General features: G+C 52.7%; 11 protein-coding genes, 1 tRNA gene and 1 pseudogene. 8 read left to right on the top strand and 5 right to left on the bottom strand.

Annotated elements, in window-relative coordinates; all coding sequences use genetic code 11:
* Positions 1 to 34: 34 nt before the first annotated feature.
* The 4 genes from HY272_08010 to HY272_07995 all read right to left on the bottom strand — a co-directional run bounded on the left by HY272_08010 (position 35) and on the right by HY272_07995 (position 4,423).
* Positions 35 to 1,216 (bottom strand): FAD-dependent oxidoreductase, encoded by a 1,182-nt coding sequence (locus HY272_08010; protein MBI3772626.1) that lies wholly within the window; start codon positions 1,214 to 1,216, stop codon positions 35 to 37.
* Positions 1,209 to 1,967: a glycerophosphodiester phosphodiesterase gene (locus tag HY272_08005; GenBank protein ID MBI3772625.1), complete on the bottom strand. Its 759-nt coding sequence runs from the start codon at positions 1,965 to 1,967 to the stop codon at positions 1,209 to 1,211. Before HY272_08005 ends, HY272_08010 begins: the two co-directional genes overlap by 8 nt.
* A gap of 78 nt (positions 1,968 to 2,045) precedes the next feature.
* Positions 2,046 to 3,473 (bottom strand): hypothetical protein, encoded by a 1,428-nt coding sequence (locus HY272_08000; GenBank protein MBI3772624.1) that lies wholly within the window; start codon positions 3,471 to 3,473, stop codon positions 2,046 to 2,048.
* Positions 3,470 to 4,423: a 2-hydroxyacid dehydrogenase gene (locus tag HY272_07995; protein ID MBI3772623.1), complete on the bottom strand. Its 954-nt coding sequence runs from the start codon at positions 4,421 to 4,423 to the stop codon at positions 3,470 to 3,472. Before HY272_07995 ends, HY272_08000 begins: the two co-directional genes overlap by 4 nt.
* Before the next feature lie 209 nt (positions 4,424 to 4,632).
* Here HY272_07995 and HY272_07990 point away from each other — a divergent pair, with 209 nt between their 5' ends.
* Positions 4,633 to 5,001 (top strand): VOC family protein, encoded by a 369-nt coding sequence (locus tag HY272_07990; GenBank protein ID MBI3772622.1) that lies wholly within the window; start codon positions 4,633 to 4,635, stop codon positions 4,999 to 5,001.
* Positions 5,002 to 5,121: 120 nt separating this feature from the next.
* Here HY272_07990 and putA read toward each other — a convergent pair whose 3' ends face one another.
* Positions 5,122 to 8,268, bottom strand: a complete 3,147-nt coding sequence (putA, locus tag HY272_07985) for a bifunctional proline dehydrogenase/L-glutamate gamma-semialdehyde dehydrogenase PutA (GenBank protein ID MBI3772621.1) — start codon at positions 8,266 to 8,268, stop codon at positions 5,122 to 5,124.
* A gap of 174 nt (positions 8,269 to 8,442) precedes the next feature.
* Here putA and HY272_07980 point away from each other — a divergent pair.
* The 7 genes and pseudogenes from HY272_07980 to HY272_07950 all read left to right on the top strand — a co-directional run bounded on the left by HY272_07980 (position 8,443) and on the right by HY272_07950 (position 15,849).
* Positions 8,443 to 8,530, top strand: a tRNA-Ser gene (locus HY272_07980).
* Between the two features lie 945 nt (positions 8,531 to 9,475).
* The gene (locus tag HY272_07975) at positions 9,476 to 10,630 is read left to right on the top strand and encodes a hypothetical protein (GenBank protein MBI3772620.1); all 1,155 of its coding nucleotides are present in this window, start codon (positions 9,476 to 9,478) and stop codon (positions 10,628 to 10,630) included.
* Between the two features lie 34 nt (positions 10,631 to 10,664).
* Positions 10,665 to 11,033, top strand: a complete 369-nt coding sequence (locus HY272_07970) for a response regulator (GenBank protein ID MBI3772619.1) — start codon at positions 10,665 to 10,667, stop codon at positions 11,031 to 11,033.
* Between the two features lie 39 nt (positions 11,034 to 11,072).
* A complete protein-coding gene (locus HY272_07965; protein MBI3772618.1) occupies positions 11,073 to 11,375 on the top strand; it encodes an STAS domain-containing protein in 303 nt (100 codons plus the stop codon).
* Between the two features lie 42 nt (positions 11,376 to 11,417).
* A pseudogene (locus HY272_07960) lies at positions 11,418 to 13,604 on the top strand (chemotaxis protein CheA).
* Between the two features lie 43 nt (positions 13,605 to 13,647).
* Complete coding sequence (locus tag HY272_07955; GenBank protein ID MBI3772617.1) at positions 13,648 to 15,288, top strand: MCP four helix bundle domain-containing protein; 1,641 nt, start codon at positions 13,648 to 13,650, stop codon at positions 15,286 to 15,288.
* A gap of 9 nt (positions 15,289 to 15,297) precedes the next feature.
* The gene (locus HY272_07950; protein ID MBI3772616.1) at positions 15,298 to 15,849 is read left to right on the top strand and encodes a purine-binding chemotaxis protein CheW; all 552 of its coding nucleotides are present in this window, start codon (positions 15,298 to 15,300) and stop codon (positions 15,847 to 15,849) included.
* Positions 15,850 to 16,316: the final 467 nt, after the last annotated feature.

The following is a 16,316-nucleotide window of genomic DNA, read 5'->3' as shown; positions in this document are numbered from 1 at the left end:
CGCGGGAGGGGCGGGTTTCAAACCCGCCCCTCCATCAGGCAGGCGACAAGCGCAGGTTACGGGTATCGGCCACGGCGTGTCGTGTGGGCAGGGTGGGGCCGAAACGGAGCATGAATTTCTCTGCCGTGGCGCGATAGGCGGTGAGTTTGCCACCGTAGATGGTCACCAGCCGCGGCTGGTGGGGGCGATCGCAGTGGAACACGGTATCCCGCGGTCGGGAAAAGGCAGTGCCTTGGGTCTTGGGCAATACGCGCAGCCCAGCGAAGGCATGTGCAACATCACTGGCCTGAAGGCCGTGATAACGGGGGAAGTAGTGGCCCAGCACTTCGAGTAAATAGTCGATCTCTGTTGCCAGCGGCACCACGTTGGCAGGATCACCGTCATAAAATGTTTCGGTGGTGCCGACCATCAATTTGCCATACCACGGCATCGCAAACACCGCGCGCCGGTCTTGTGGCGCCTCGACATAGTAAATTCCGGATTTGAATTCGCTATCCAGAATAATGTGAGTGCCTTGCACCAGATCGATTTCGAGTTTATCGACAGCGGGTGTGACAAGATCCAGCACCCTATTGACCCACGGACCACCAGCGTTGATCAGCATCCGGCAGTGGCAGCGGTGTTCCTGTCCTTGGTAGCGATAATTAACGGTCACGCCATTGCTTTCTAATTCAGCGCTGATCAATGTTGCAGGCAGCAATAATTCTGCGCCCAGCTGTTGGGCAGATTTGATCACTGCACGTGTTAACGCGGCATCATCGGTTTGTGCATCATGGTATTGAAAAATTTTTTCCAGACCATTAGTCGTCAGACCATCGAGCTGATCCCATTCGCGGCGTGGTACGGCGCGGAACTGTGTGCCAGGGCCAAAACTGCCTAGGGTGGCGTAAAGCGCGAGTCCACTGCGTAATTGCCAGGGGCGGCGTGTTGTGTTGGGATAGACGGGGATGAAAAAGGGTTTAAGTTGCACCAGCTCCGGCGCCAGTTTAAGCAGCAAGGTGCGTTCATGCAGACATTCGCGCACTAAGCTGAACTGTGCGCTTTCCAAATAACGAAGACCACCATGGATCAATTTACTGGAACGGCTGGAGGTGCCAGCGGCGATATCATTTTGTTCCAGAATTAGAGCAGAATAACCACCCGCGGCGGCGGCCTGGGCGATGCCGGCGCCGTGGATGCCGGCACCAACGACAACTAAATCAAACTGTTTATTCAACAGTGCAAGCGTGTTTCTTGTGGGCCAGATCTTTTAGCATTTCACTGACGGCCATGGTTTCGATATATTTTGCGCCTTTCCCCACCAGTTCATAGGCGACTTTGGCTTGGGTGACTTCGTAGAAGGCCCATTGCCATGGGCCTGGCCACAGTTTATCAAGCGTTTTGGGTAGCTTGGTGTAGTTGCAGATCAGATAATCAGGGGCTAATTCGGTCGCCATGCTCAGGCCCGCAGCGTCATATTTTTTGAGTATCCAGCCCACAGACTTGAACCCCATCGCTCGACCGCAGCGCAAGGCCAGTGCGTCATACGCGATGAGTATGGCGCGATCCATAATCGGCTGGCAGGATCCGATGAGTGTCCGCACCACCCGCTCGATACCAAACTTATCAATGGATTCTTGCTTGATCTCAACGAAGGCTTTGGCTTTGGGCCACTGCGATAACAAGCGCACCACGGATTCCAGCGTGGGAATGCCGACATTGGCAAATTTTTTCGGGTGTTCCTTGGCTTCGTTGACGACAATGTTGCCAAGGGATGCGGCATCAACCGTGAAGATGCGCTTATTCACGCCGGTAGTGCGTTTCAGGCTGGCATCGTGCAGAACGACGGGGATGCCGTCACTGGTGAATTGGACATCGAACTCAATGCAGTTCGCGCCTGCCAATAAGGCAGCCTCGATGCTGACCAAAGTGTTTTCGGGGTAACGTTTTGCATAACCCCGGTGTGCGATCAGTATGGGTGATTCCATTGCCCGTCCGATAAGACACAGTCCCTGCGCTAAATATGACCTTAAACCAGGCGCTTAGTCAATGGATAAGAGAGAGACTTAGGAAATTCGGTCCTCTAATGTCGCACGCCAGCGATGGTAACGCTGTTGCAAAGCGGAAGCGGGGCGCGGTTCGACGCGATTAGCCTCAGATAAGCTAGCCCATTTGCTTGGTTGACCCGCAATCAGCCATGCCAGCCCCTGGGCAGTGGCTTCATGGGCTTGTGGGCGGAGCAGTGTTTTTTGGCTCAGATCGGCAAGCCGTTGGCACAGGCCATCGAGCTGCGCCAGTCCGCCGCTGGCGATAATCTCCCGTGAGGGGGCAAGCATGGTTTCCAATTCCTCCAGATTGCGTTGCAGCAGAAATATGATGCTTTCCGCGACGGCGACGGTTTTATGTGCGTTATCCGCGTCACCAATGAATTCAGATTGCAGGTCAGGCCGCCAATAGGGAGCGGCGAGTCCGGAGACGGCATTGATGAACAGTGGCGGATTATCGATTTGTTCCAGCCAGCGCGGCAGTTGAGTTTCAAGGTTGAGAATCTGCTCTTGTTCACTGAACCATTGCAATGCCCGGCCCGCGCCATTGACCGTGCCTTCCAAGGCGTAAGTGGTCGCCTGATCGCTGTAAACGATGCTGCTCAACAGGTGTGGGTGATGCAGTGGTTGGCTGAGGATTCGTTGAATGAAAGCACCGGTTCCCAGATTGGCATAAGCGGCATTCGTGTTCGGCTTGCCCCAGGCAAAGATGGCTGCTGATTGGTCGCCCGTGACTACCGTCAGTGGTATGTGCAAGCCATTTACCTCAATTTCACCAAATGCGTGGCGGCTGGGAACGCAGTGCGGCAAAATTTCGAGAGGAATGCCGAATTGCATTAACAATTTCGGTTCCCAATTTAAATGGGCTAGATTCAGCAGCAAGGTACGGGAACCATTTGCCGGATCGGTGACGGGGGCTGAGCGATGTGTCAGTCGCTGTATGACATAACTCGCCATCGGGCCGATGACTAGCCGCTGTTGCGTAAACGCGCGTTGTACTTCAGCCAGGTGATCCAGACACCAGCGGATCTTGCTGGCGCCGTAATGGGGTGAGGCGAAAAGCCCGGTAAGATCATGCAATGATTGTTGATCGAGCGATAATTGCGCCAGCCATTGCGCATTACGCCGATCCTGCCAACTGATGATTGGCGATAAGGCACGACCCGAACTTTTATCCCAACAGACGATGCTGGAGCGTTGTGTCGCCAGTCCAGCGGCAACAATTTGTGATTGACGCGCCCCGGCCTGCGTGACTGCTTCGTGAATAGCATTCTCAATCGAGGTGATCATCTCCTCGCTGTCATGCTCTACCCAATCCGTTTCGGGTGTGTAGGTGGTCACTGCGCATTCAGCAGCAGCAACGACTTTACCAGTAGTATCGAAAATTAAGGCGCGACTGGCATGACCACCCTGATCGATAGCAAGATAGAGCGGGGGAGGGGGCGTCACGCGGTTACGCTGTTGCGCGGTGTGCCCGCAAGGAACGCGGCAATGTTGAGCGCCATTTCATTCACCAGCCGTTGGCGTGATTCGTGGCTGGCCCAGGCGATATGTGGCGTCACAATCAGATTCGGAATGTCATTCTCCAATAACAGGTTGCCGCGCATTGGCGGTTCTTCGCTCAGCACATCGATTCCCGCGCCACCAAGGCGGCCTTCGCGTAAGGCTTCGGCCAAAGCTTTCTCATCCACGATGCCGCCGCGTGCGGTATTAATTAACAGTGCGTCGTGTTTCATCAAGGCGAGCTCCTTGGCACCAATCAAATTGCGTGTTTCCGGTGTCAGCGGGCAGTGCAATGACAGAACATCGACTTGCGGCAATAATTCATGCAAGGGCAAACGTCCAGGTTGCGATACTCCGGCACGCTGAGTGATCAGCACCTTCATGCCAAAGGCCTCAGCCAAGCGCGCCACTTCGCGACCAAGTTCACCGTAGCCGACGATACCGATGGTGCGGCCCGCAATTTCACGTATCGGATAATCCAGCAGGCAAAAATAGGGGCTGCGTTGCCATTCACCCTTCATCACCGCGCGGCGGTATGTGCCGAGATGAATCGACAACGACAACATCAAGGCAAAGACATGTTGTGCCACCGATGGCGTGGCGTAGCCACGCACATTGCTCACGACGACGCCATGGCGGCGCGCAGCGTCCAGATCGACATTATTGGTGCCGGTGGCGGCGACACAGATCAAACGTAATTTGGGTGCCAGGGTGAAGGCATCGGCATCGAGTTTGACCTTGTTGGTGATGACGAGCTCGGCATCTGCCAGGCGAGTGCTTAAATCAGCAGGGCGGCTGAACCCATAAAATTGCCAATCTGACACCACATTTTCCAAACTATTGAAATCAAGATCACCCCGGTCTACGGTATCGCGGTCAAGGAATACGCCTAGCATGGTGAGGCTCCGTGAAGAGTTATGTTAATAGCGTGCTGTTAAACACATCAGTCTCTTTTCCCTCCGGGAGAAGGTTAGGATGAGGGAATCAAAATAAGTTGTTATCCTATCATTCATTGATCCCCTCACCCCAACCCTCTCCCTGGGGGAGAGGGGGTTCGATTAAGTTTAGAATCTTGAGCATCTATTATCTCGGGGTCAATAACTATATGCCTAATATCCACGCAATCTTGCATTCCAGCGTCCTGACCGAGGATTTGGACCGGGCACTGGCCTTTTATTGTGGGGTGCTGCAACTGGAGGAGGATACCGCTCGGCCAGACCTTGGCTATCCCGGCGCCTGGTTGTGGGTCGGGTCACAACAAATTCATTTGTTACGTTTGCCCAACCCTGACCCAATCGATAATCGACCCGCGCATGGTGGCCGCGATCGGCATGTCGCCCTGGCGGTGACATCATTAACGGAATTACAGCAGCGCCTGGATCAGGCCGGAACAGCATATACGCTCAGTAAATCCGGCCGTCGCGCCTTGTTTTGCCGCGATCCGGATGGGAATGCGTTGGAGTTTATTGAATGACAAATATCATTTACCACAGAGGCACAGAGGACACAAAGCTGATTGAGCATGAAATGCGATGCTCCAGGGTTGATTCTAAGATTTTCTCTGTGTTCTCCGCGCCTCTGTGGTGATTAATTTTTACTTCTCAATCGCCAGCAAACTTGCATTACCGCCGACAGCCGCAGTGTTAATGGTCAGCGTCCGCTCGGTCGCAAACCGATGTAAATAATGAGGTCCGCCTGCCTTGGGCCCGGTGCCGGAAAGCCCCTCTCCGCCAAACGGCTGACTGCCGACGACCGCGCCAATCATGTTGCGATTGACATAGGTATTGCCGGCACGCACGCGTTGACTGATATAACGCACCGTGGCATCGATACGGCTATGGATACCGAGTGTCAGACCATAACCCGCGTTATTGATCGCATCGATGACATGATTGAGATGGTTGGCCTGATAACGCACGACATGCAAAATCGGTCCGAAGACCTCACCCTGCAAGCGGCCGAGACTGTCAATTTCATAAACGCGTGGGGCGAAGAAAGATCCTCGGCTGCATTCGGCGGGTAAAACCACGGAATGAATCAAGGTCGCTTCTTTGGCCATGCGGTCTGCATGTTGTTTTAAAGTGGCTACCGCGCCATGACTAATCACTGGACCGATATCAGTGACCAACAACGAAGGATCACCGATTTGTAACTGATCCATTGCGCCTTGCATGAGTTTGATAATGCGCGGCGCCAGTTCCTGTTGCACAAATAGTACGCGTAACGCTGAACAACGCTGCCCCGCGCTGTTAAAAGCGGAAATCATGGCATCTTGCATCACTTGTTCAGGCAGCGCGGAGCTATCGGCAATCATCACATTCTGGCCGCCGGTTTCAGCAATCAAGGGCAGGATTGTTGTTTGTTGAGCCAGAGTTTGATTGATCAGGCGCGCAGTATCCGTCGAGCCGGTGAATGCCACACCTGAAATTCTTGGATCATTGAGCAGTTTTGCACCCAGAGCAGAGCCGCTGCCGGGTAGCAGATGCAGTACATCGCCGGGTATACCCGCCTGATGTAGAAGCTGGATAACATGTGCGGCACAGAGTGGTGTTAATCCAGCGGGTTTGGCAATAACACTGTTGCCGGCGGCAAGTGCCGCAGTGATTTGGCCAGTGAAAATTGCAACTGGGAAATTCCAGGGGCTGATACAGACAAACACGCCGCGTCCGCAGAGGCGTAATTCATTACGTTCACCCGTCACGCCAGGCATGAGTTTTGGTGCATCAAACTCTTGCCGAGCCAGCAGGGCATAGTAGCGGCAGAAATCTATAGCCTCACGTACTTCATTGAGGGCATCCACGAGGGTACGGCCGCCTTCGCGGATGCACAGCGCGATCAGTTCGCTACGATGTTCTTCAAACAAATCTGCCGCCTTCTCTAAAATCGCCGCCCGTTGTGCTGCGGGTGTACGGCCCCATTCAGGGGCGGCGACCGCCGCCAGGGTAAGAGCCCGCTCAATATTGGTATCATTGGCAAAATGCATGTGGCCGATGATTTGATCCTGATTGGTAGGATTAGTGATCGCACGCGATTTTGATTCAATACGCTCGCCACCGATAATCGGGCCGCTATTCCAGGTGTGGCTTGATGCAGCTGAGATTTCGTTAAGCAATGATTGCGTGACTTCACCATCGGCTAGATTGAAGCCTAGTGAATTTTTCCGCCCAGAGCCATAAATATCCACGGGAAGAGGAATCTTTGGATGACGCTTGTTATCCAGAATTTTCAATTCATGGACAGGATCAGCCACGATATCTTCAACAGGCGTATCCTGATCGACGATTCGATTTACAAACGAGGTATTCGCGCCATTTTCCAGTAACCGGCGTACCAGATAGGGCAGCAAATCCTTATGACTACCGACCGGGGCATAAACCCGGCAATTTGGCGCCAGTTTTTCTTCATTGAGTGCGACATCATAAAGTGTTTCCCCCATGCCATGCAGGCGCTGGAATTCAAACTCACGATAGTTGCCCGCCATTACCACAATGCTGGCTAACGTATGCGCATTGTGCGTGGCAAACTGGGGATAGAAATTCTGTTTGGCACCAAGAATAGTGCGCGCACAATATAAATAAGAAGTGTCGGTTGAAATTTTGCGGGTGTACACCGGGTATTCAGTCAATCCACGTTCCTGAGCCCGCTTGATTTCGCTATCCCAATAAGCACCTTTGACCAGGCGCAAGGGGATGCGATGCCCCGAGCTTCGTGCCAGTTCGGCCAGCCAGGCAATCACATCCGGTGCTCGTTTTTGATAGGCCTGTACGGCAAGCCCCAGTCCATCCCAGTCTTTGAGCGATGAATCGCGCAGTACGCACTCAAAAATATCCAGAGACAGTTCAAGGCGTTCGGCTTCTTCGGCATCGATGGTGAGATTGATGCCCGCTGCCTTACCGGCCTGGGCAATCTCCAGCAATACCGGTACTAATTCACGCATGACACGATCACGCTTGAAAATCTCATAGCGCGGATGCAGGGCTGAAAGTTTTACCGAAATGCCAGGCCCGTCGAAGATATCAGTACCTTGTTTATGTGTGCCAACCGTCTTGATTGCTTGCAAATAGGATTCGCGATAGCGCTCCGCATCTTCGGCAGTGAGTGCCGACTCGCCCAGCATGTCGAAGGAATGACGATAGCGTCTATTTTCATCGCGCTCGCTACGGTGCAGCGCTTCTTCAATGGTGCGCCCCATCACGAATTGATGGCCGATGATTTTCATCGCCTGTTTCACGGCAAGACGAATCACTGGTTCGCCGCTGCCACTGATCAGCCGATTCAAAAATGAACGCGCATCATTCACCACTTCCGGAGCCAGTTTCACGATCTGGCCCGTGAGCATCAAGCCCCAGGTCGATGCATTTACGAACAGGGAAGGGCTATTGCCAAGGTGCGTATCCCAATCGGCCTGGGTTAACTTGTCGCGAATCAAGCGGTCGGCGGTATCGGCATCGGGGATGCGCAACAAGGCTTCAGCCAGGCACATCAGCATCACGCCCGCCTGCGAACTGAGGTCATATTCATGCATGAAGGCATCGACGCCACCCTGGTGCTGTATGCCTCGCTCGCGCACAGCGATTACCAGATGCTGGGCCAAATCTTGAATCCTGGACTGCTCATCGGCAGAGATGAGCGGCTGGGCGAGTAGCGCCGCAAGATGCTCGTTTTCCGGAGCCAGGTAGGCCCGGTTGAGCGCAGCCCGGAGCGGGGAGCGGAGTTCCAGGGTGGGATAGTGATCAGGCACGGCCGTCTTCCTTGAGGGTTCTTAACATATAAGTTAACGGCTTTTCAGATGTCTTTTCCATAGCAGACCGGCATTTAGGTCATTTTTAACCCCATTCGGATTGCAACAAAGGGCGAGTTGGGGTAACCTTTCGCCCCTTTGGTGTCCCCGTTCGCGGGAACCAAAAGTCCAGAAGGAGAGGTGGCCGAGCGGCTGAAGGCGCACGCCTGGAAAGTGTGTATACGGCAACGTATCGAGGGTTCGAACCCCTCCCTCTCCGCCAAATTTAGTCATGTATTCAAATATTCCTGTTGTGCTAAAACTAACCCTTAGTCATTAAGCGTTCGAACCCTCGATTTATAAAGCAGGTTCGACAAGTGAGCGCGATAGCGCGAGCGAAGAACGCCGGAGCGAAGCGAGGGTGGCCCGCAGGGCGAGGGGCGTAGGCCCCAAGTAACCCCCCCTCTCCGCCAATTTACGCCTTTCTATTTAATTTTCCCCACAGCCTCGAATTACCCGTGAAGTAGAGGGTTCGAACCCTCGATCAACAAGTTGGTTTGACGACCGAGTACATGTGCGCGAGGGAAAACACCGAAGGCGTCCTGCAGGGCGAGGGGCGTAAGCCCCGAGTAACCCCTCCTTTTCATACTTGGGATAGCAGGTGTTGTTTATAATGCAGAGCGACACCCTGCCTATGTTGCACAATTGTTCAGCAACCTGTTGGGGAACAAAAGGTTTGTGTGTGATACAGGGCTTACAACTCAATGAAATAAGTAATATTTAATAATAAGCGACACTATCGATATAACTTCGATGAAATCGCATATCGATAACATGATAGCTAACGTGAACTCGGGTATCGAGTTGCTGCGCTACGCAATTCAGCATAATTTTATGGTAACCAAAACGGACGTTTTCTGAATACACAACATTTTCATAGATTTCATTTCTGCCGGGACGTATCTTCATCCGGCTGCTTAGCACCAACTCATTAATAAATCGAACATTAATAATTAGTTCCCTTGATAGGTGTTTGATAGATGTAGGAGTCATCCTACAATCGATTCAGATTAAACAATGCAATTTACAATGTTTACTAATTTGCCGTTCATCCGATAAATAAATTTGCAAGATTCAGTTACAACCGGGGGATGTCTGTGGTTGCCCGGAATCAGGGATAAGCGCCTGAGCCGGAAGTCAAAGAGCCTTGAATAATACAGAGAATCAAATGACCAATAAATATGTACTGTTTGGTGGGCCACTGATGCTGGGGCTCATTGCGGGGATCACGGCAATTTATGCCGGCGATGGCGGGTGGTGGGCACTGGTAGGAGTGATAGCTGGCGCCATGGTTGGCGCACTAATGAATTGGCATGTGAATAAAGTCATCGCTGCCATTAAGCATGCAGTTGAAACTGAATTTGAGCGACGCATTGTGGCAATGCCGAAATTCCTGGTGGGCGTAGACACACTGTGTGTGCAGGTGATGCCGGTATGGTCACGACAGATAGAGCTTGCACGCAGCCAGATGGAGCAGGAGATCTCCGCGCTGACGTCGAGATTTTCAGCGATAGTTGATCGTCTTGGGGCAGCGCTAGGCACTACTGGATCAGGTGATAACCACGGCGTGGTTGCTATCTTGTCCCAGAGCGAGCGTGAACTGAATGAAGTCATCAGTTCTTTGCGCACCATGTTGGCAAACAAGGAACAGATGTTGAGCGAGATTAATGGGTTGATGCAGTTTACGGGTGAGTTGAAACAGATGGCGACAGACGTATCGAGTATCGCCGAGCAGACTAACCTGCTGGCACTTAACGCCGCGATTGAAGCCGCCCGGGCCGGCGATGCAGGGCGAGGGTTTGCCGTGGTCGCTAATGAAGTGCGTACCTTGTCTACTCGCTCTATGCAAATAGGGACACGAATTAAAGAGCAAGTTGAAACGATCAGCAAAGCAATCAATGAAGCGGTGCTTACGGCGCAGCAATCGACACAACAAGAGTCGGCATCGCTGGCCACCGCCGAACAGGCCATCGATAAGGTGCTCGCTGATTTCAGGCAAAGTACCAGTTCATTGGTGGAATCCGGCGAGGTGCTGCGCACTGAAAGCATGGGCATACAGGCCGAAATCGCCGAATCGCTGGTCTATCTGCAATTTCAGGATCGTGTCAGCCAGATTCTGGCGCATGTGCGCGATCATGCAATCACGCTATCCAATCAGGTGCGCGATAGCGTGACCGTGCTGGAACAGGGCGGAACGCCAGCGCTGCTGGATGTCAACGCAATCATGAGTGATCTGGAGAATAGCTACGCCATGGCTGAGGAACGCAATACCCATCGTGGCGAAAAGGCTGTGGCCAAAAACGTGGAGATTACATTTTTCTAAATAAGGCAACTGAATATTCGCTAAGGAGACTGCTATGGGCAAAACAGTAATGATTGTTGATGATTCCGCCTCGGTGCGACAGGTGGTGGGGATCGCCCTCAAAGGCGCGGGTTACAACGTCATCGAAGCCTGTGACGGCAAAGATGCGCTGGCCAAGCTCAACGGTGACAAGATCCATCTCATCATCAGCGATGTGAACATGCCCAATATGGACGGCATCACCTTTGTCAAAGAACTCAAAAAGCTGGCCAATTACAAATTCACCCCAGTGATTATGCTGACGACCGAATCCCAGGAAGGGAAAAAGGCCGAAGGCCAAGCCGCCGGTGCCAAGGCGTGGGTGGTCAAGCCATTCCAGCCCGACCAGATGCTGGCGGCGGTGTCCAAGCTGATTGCGCCCTGATCGGTACTTCAATCGTTACGCCAACCGGAGAATGCGCGCATGACAGTGAACGTGAAGATCAACAATGGTGGCCAGATTCGCATTGAAGGTGAGATGACCATTTACACCGCGCTCGAACTCAAAAATAATTTGATGCCTGTCAACCATTCGCATGAGACAGAAATCGATCTTTCCGGTGTCACCGAAATCGATACCGCCGGGTTGCAATTGCTGATGTTCATCAGGCGTGAAGCGCGCAAGCATAAGTCAACGCTGCGGCTGACGGCCCACAGTCCCGCCGTGATCGAGGTGATCGACGTCTGCAATCTGGCGAGCTACTTCGGCGATCCGATGGTGATGTAAGGCACAAACAGTAAGAACTACCAGGAGAAACAATCAATGAATATGGATCAAGCGCTGTAAACCTACGTTGCCGAAAGCCGCGAACTGTTGCAGGACATGGAAAACATCCTGCTGCGGATGGAGACCGATCCTGCCGACGACGACATGGTCAATGCCATGTTCCGTTCGGCGCACACCATCAAAGGGTCTGCCGGGCTGTTTGGCCTGGATCCCATCGTTGCCTTTACCCACGTGGCGGAGAATGTGCTGGATCAAGTGCGTGACGGTCAGCTCATGGTCACCCCCGGCCTGGCGGCGGTATTGCTCGAGTGTTGTGATCATATCGCCGTGCTGCTGGATCTGATTCCGAATATGAATCTTGATGCCAAGTTACAGGCCCGGGGTGCGGAACTGGTGGCCAAACTGCGCACGTTTCTGGGGGTGCCAGCGGCGCCGGTTGCAGCAGCAAGTCACCCGGCACCTGCCATGCACGAGACCAAGGCCGAGGCGAGTGGCGGCGGTGCCGTGGCCAGTGACACCTGGCATTTGTCATTGCGCTTTGGACACGGTGTACTGAAGGACGGCATGGATCCGCTCTCGTTCATTCGTTACCTGGGCAAAGTCGGCGAACTTGTGTCGGTGACTACGCTGGATGACGCAATGCCGGATTTCGAAACCATGGATCCTGAATCGTGTTATCTGGGGTTTGAGATTGACTTGCGTTCTGATGCCGATAAACAGAATATCGAGAATGTGTTTGATTTTGTCCGCCATGACTGCACGCTGCATATTCTGCCGCCACATAGTCAGATCGAACACTACGTCTCGCTGATCAAAGCCTTGCCTGAACATGATGTACGCATTGGCGAGATTCTAATCGCCAGTGGCGCGCTGACCCGTCAGGAACTGGAAGAAGGCTTGCGCGCCCAGCAGCAACAGGAGGCCGGCAACGCACGGCTAATCGGCGAAATCCTGGTCGAGCAACACTGCATACAGAAAGGGATTGTCGATGGCGCACTGGACAAGCAGAAACAAATCAAGGAACACAAGGCCACGGAATCGAAACTGGTGCGAGTTCAGGCTGACAAGCTGGATGCACTGATCAATCTTGTCGGTGAACTGGTCATCGCCGGTGCGGGCGTCAATATGCTGGCACAGCGCAGCGGGGATTCTGCGATGCAGGAATCGACATCGTTAGTTTCCAGGTTGGTGGAAGAAATTCGCGACAGCGCCTTGCAATTGCGCATGGTGCAGATCGGCGAGACGTTTAATCGTTTTCAACGTGTGGTGCGTGATATTTCCAAGGAGCTAGGCAAAGATATCGAGCTGGTGATAGTGGGTGCAGAGACTGAACTCGATAAGACAGTAGTTGAGAAAATCGGTGATCCACTCACCCATCTGGTGCGCAATGCCATGGATCATGGCATCGAACCCGCGACTGTGCGTGCCGCACATGACAAACCGGTAAAAGGGACTGTCAAGCTCAATGCCTATCACGACTCCGGCAGTATCGTTATCGAAATCAGTGACGATGGCGGTGGCCTGAAAAAGGACAAAATTCTCGCCAAGGCTGTTGAAAAAGGCTTGGTCGCTGAGGGGCAAATCCTCAGCGATCACGAAATCTACCAGCTCATTTTCGAGCCCGGTTTTTCCACTGCGGATCAAGTCAGCAATCTCTCCGGTCGTGGCGTGGGTATGGATGTCGTGCGCCGCAACATCGAAGCGCTGCGTGGCACTGTCGAACTGGATAGCGAGGAAGGTGTTGGCACCATGGTGCGTATTCGTCTGCCACTGACACTGGCCATTATTGACGGTTTCCTGGTGGGTGTCGGTAAGGCGGCATATGTAGTACCGCTGGACATGGTGCTGGAATGCGTCGATCTCGATGAAGCCGATCGCGAAGCATCGGGCAAGCGTAATTACGTCAATCTGCGCGGTGAAGTGTTGCCCTATGTCCGGTTGCGCGATCTGTTCGAGATGGAGGCGCCACCCCCCAAACGCGAAAACATTGTGGTCATGCAATACGGGGGTCAAAAAGCCGGTCTGGTCGTGGACGAGCTGCTGGGTGAGTTTCAGACCGTGATCAAGCCACTGGGCAAATTATTTGGAAGTTTAAAGGGAATAGCAGGTTCCACGATCCTGGGCACGGGTGAAGTGGCATTGATTCTGGATGTGCCATCGCTGGTGCATCGGGCTGGGGCGAATGAAGCGCGGACCATGGCCTCGGCAGGCAGTCTGCAATCAATTTAATTTATCGGATTATGTTTTTAAATTTCATTACAAGGAGCAACACATGTTCAAGTTCAGGAATATGAAAATCGGTATGCGTTTAGGGTTGGGCTTCGGCCTCGTTTTGATACTGCTCGGGGCGGTGGCTTTTATCGGCATCAATCGGCTGGCAGATTTGAATGGAAATATTGAAGAGATGGTCAATGACAAATACCCAAAGACGGCCTATGCCAATGAGATCATAGACAATATAAACGTTATCGGTCTTTCCATGCGCGAGATCCTGCTCTTAAACGATAAGGAGGAAATCAGTCGTGAACTGGAAACGATCGAACAATCGCGCAAAGAAATTAAGGAACGGCTGGATAAGCTGGAAACAATGATCAAGAGTGACAAGGGTAAGGCGATGCTCAAAACGGTTGTCGATACACGTAGCGCCTATGTGGGTGATCAGGAAAAATTTATCAAGTTGGTGGGTGAAAGCAAGATTAATGACGCCAAGATATTTTTGTTCTCTGAGCTTAGACCCAAGCAAAAAGTATATATGACTGCGGTTGAAGATTTGATCGAGTATCAAAGTGAGCTGATGAAGGTGGTTGGGCATGATGCTCAGGAGGAATATGATAACTCTCGAAATATTATAATTGTCATGGGGATAGTCGCTGTACTGCTTGGCGCTAGTATCGCTTTCTGGATCACCCGCAGTATCACCAAACCGCTGAACGAAGCCGTAGGCGTGGCCAATGCCTTATCGCAAGGCGACCTGACGGCCAAGATCGAAGTCACCTCGAAAGACGAAACCGGCAAGTTGCTGGAAGCGATGCAGAGCATGGTCGCCAAGCTGTCACAAATCATCGGCGAAGTACGCGGGGCAGCAGATAGTTTGTCTTCAGCGTCTGAAGAAGTCTCTGCCACGGCACAATCGATGTCGCAGGCGTCTAATGAACAGGCGGCCAGTGTCGAAGAAACCAGTTCCTCCGTGGAACAGATGAGCGCGTCAATTGCGCAGAACACTGAAAATGCCAAGGTCACCGACGGCATGGCTTCCAAGGCGGCTAAAGAAGCAACGGAGGGCGGTGGTGCGGTGAAAGAAACCGTGACCGCGATGAAATCTATCGCCGACAAGATTGGCATCATCGACGACATCGCTTATCAGACCAATCTGCTGACGCTCAATGCTGCCATTGAAGCTGCGCGTGCGGGTGAACATGGTAAAGGCTTTGCCGTGGTCGCTGCGGAAGTCCGTAAACTGGCCGAGCGTTCGCAGATCGCAGCGCAGGAAATTGGCGAGGTGGCTAAGGGCAGTGTGGCATTGGCCGAGAAAGCTGGCAAGCTGCTCGATGAAATGGTGCCCTCGATCAACAAGACTTCCGATCTGGTACAGGAAATTACCGCCGCCAGCCAGGAGCAATCGACGGGGGTTGCCCAAGTAAACACCGCGATGAGCCAGCTCAATCAATTAACTCAGCAGAATGCATCCGCCTCGGAGGAGCTGGCGGCAACGGCTGAGGAAATGAGTGGCCAGGCAGAGCAATTACAACAATTGATGGCCTTCTTCCGCATTGAAGGTGGGGTGGTCAGTGGCGTGGCTAAGCCATCTGCAAAAAATCCGGCTACTATGACTCAGCTTTCTTCTGCTCCCAAAGTGATCGCTGCTAATACTACTGAAAAAACACTTTCAGAAGCCAACTTCGTGCGTTTCTAGGGGGTTGTGATGAGTACATTGGCAAAAGTCGAAAAGACTGGCCCACTGACACAGCGGGCTGATGATGAACAGAGTCAATACCTTACCTTTGTTTTGGGCGGTGAGCTGTACGCCATCGGTATTCTCAATATTAAAGAGATTATCGAGTACGGCAGTTTAACGTCGGTGCCGATGATGCCTGAATTTATCCGTGGCGTAATCAATCTGCGCGGTGCGGTGGTGCCGGTGATCGATCTCTCCGTACGCTTCGGACGGCAGACATCGGCCGTCACGCGGCGCACCTGCATCGTCATCATCGAAGTGGAAAGCGAGGGTGGGAAACACGATATTGGCGTCACCGTCGATTCGGTCAGCGAAGTTTTGGAAATCCCGGGTTCCGAAGTTGAGCCTGCACCGAGCTTCGGGGCTAAGATCCGCGCCGATTTTATCGCCGGCATGGGCAAGGTGAACAGCAAATTCGTGATCATTCTGAATGTGGGCAAGGTATTGTCGGTGGATGAGATGTCGATGCTGGGGGTCATGGGAGGACAGATGCCGACTGATGAGGTTAAGACGAATTGATTGGAAGTGGTGTTACTAGTTGTCGTTTTTCTGAAATTGTCATGCCCGCGTATGCGGGCATGATGTTGTTGGGCTGAATAAAATTAATGCTTAAATAAATGTTTTTCGCAACAAGAACCCAGAAAACGTTCGAACGTTAGCGTAGTTGATAACAGAGAGGGTATGACGTTTGAACTTCACCGAAATAGTAGAAATTACTGAGCGAATTAAACAGATTCTTAATATTTCGAACGAGGTGGCGCTTAAGGCATTAAACGCGATGTTGATTGCAAGGCAATCGGGTGAGAGTGCGCGAGGCTTTCAGGTGGTGTCTGGTGAACTGCGGCATTTCAGCCGCAAGCTCGAAGGTTCCATGGCGGAATTGATGGCGCTGGTGTCGGAGCTGGTGGTCGTAGTGGCGGTGGCGCGCCGTCATGACAGATTGGCTGAGTACTACCATCAACTGGCCAAGGATGATACCTGTAGTG

This window comes from Gammaproteobacteria bacterium (genome assembly GCA_016200485.1).
GTDB lineage: Bacteria > Pseudomonadota > Gammaproteobacteria > Tenderiales > Tenderiaceae > JACQEP01.
The sequence above is the reverse complement of the archived record's forward strand: the minus strand, read 5'-3'. Positions and strand labels throughout refer to the sequence as shown.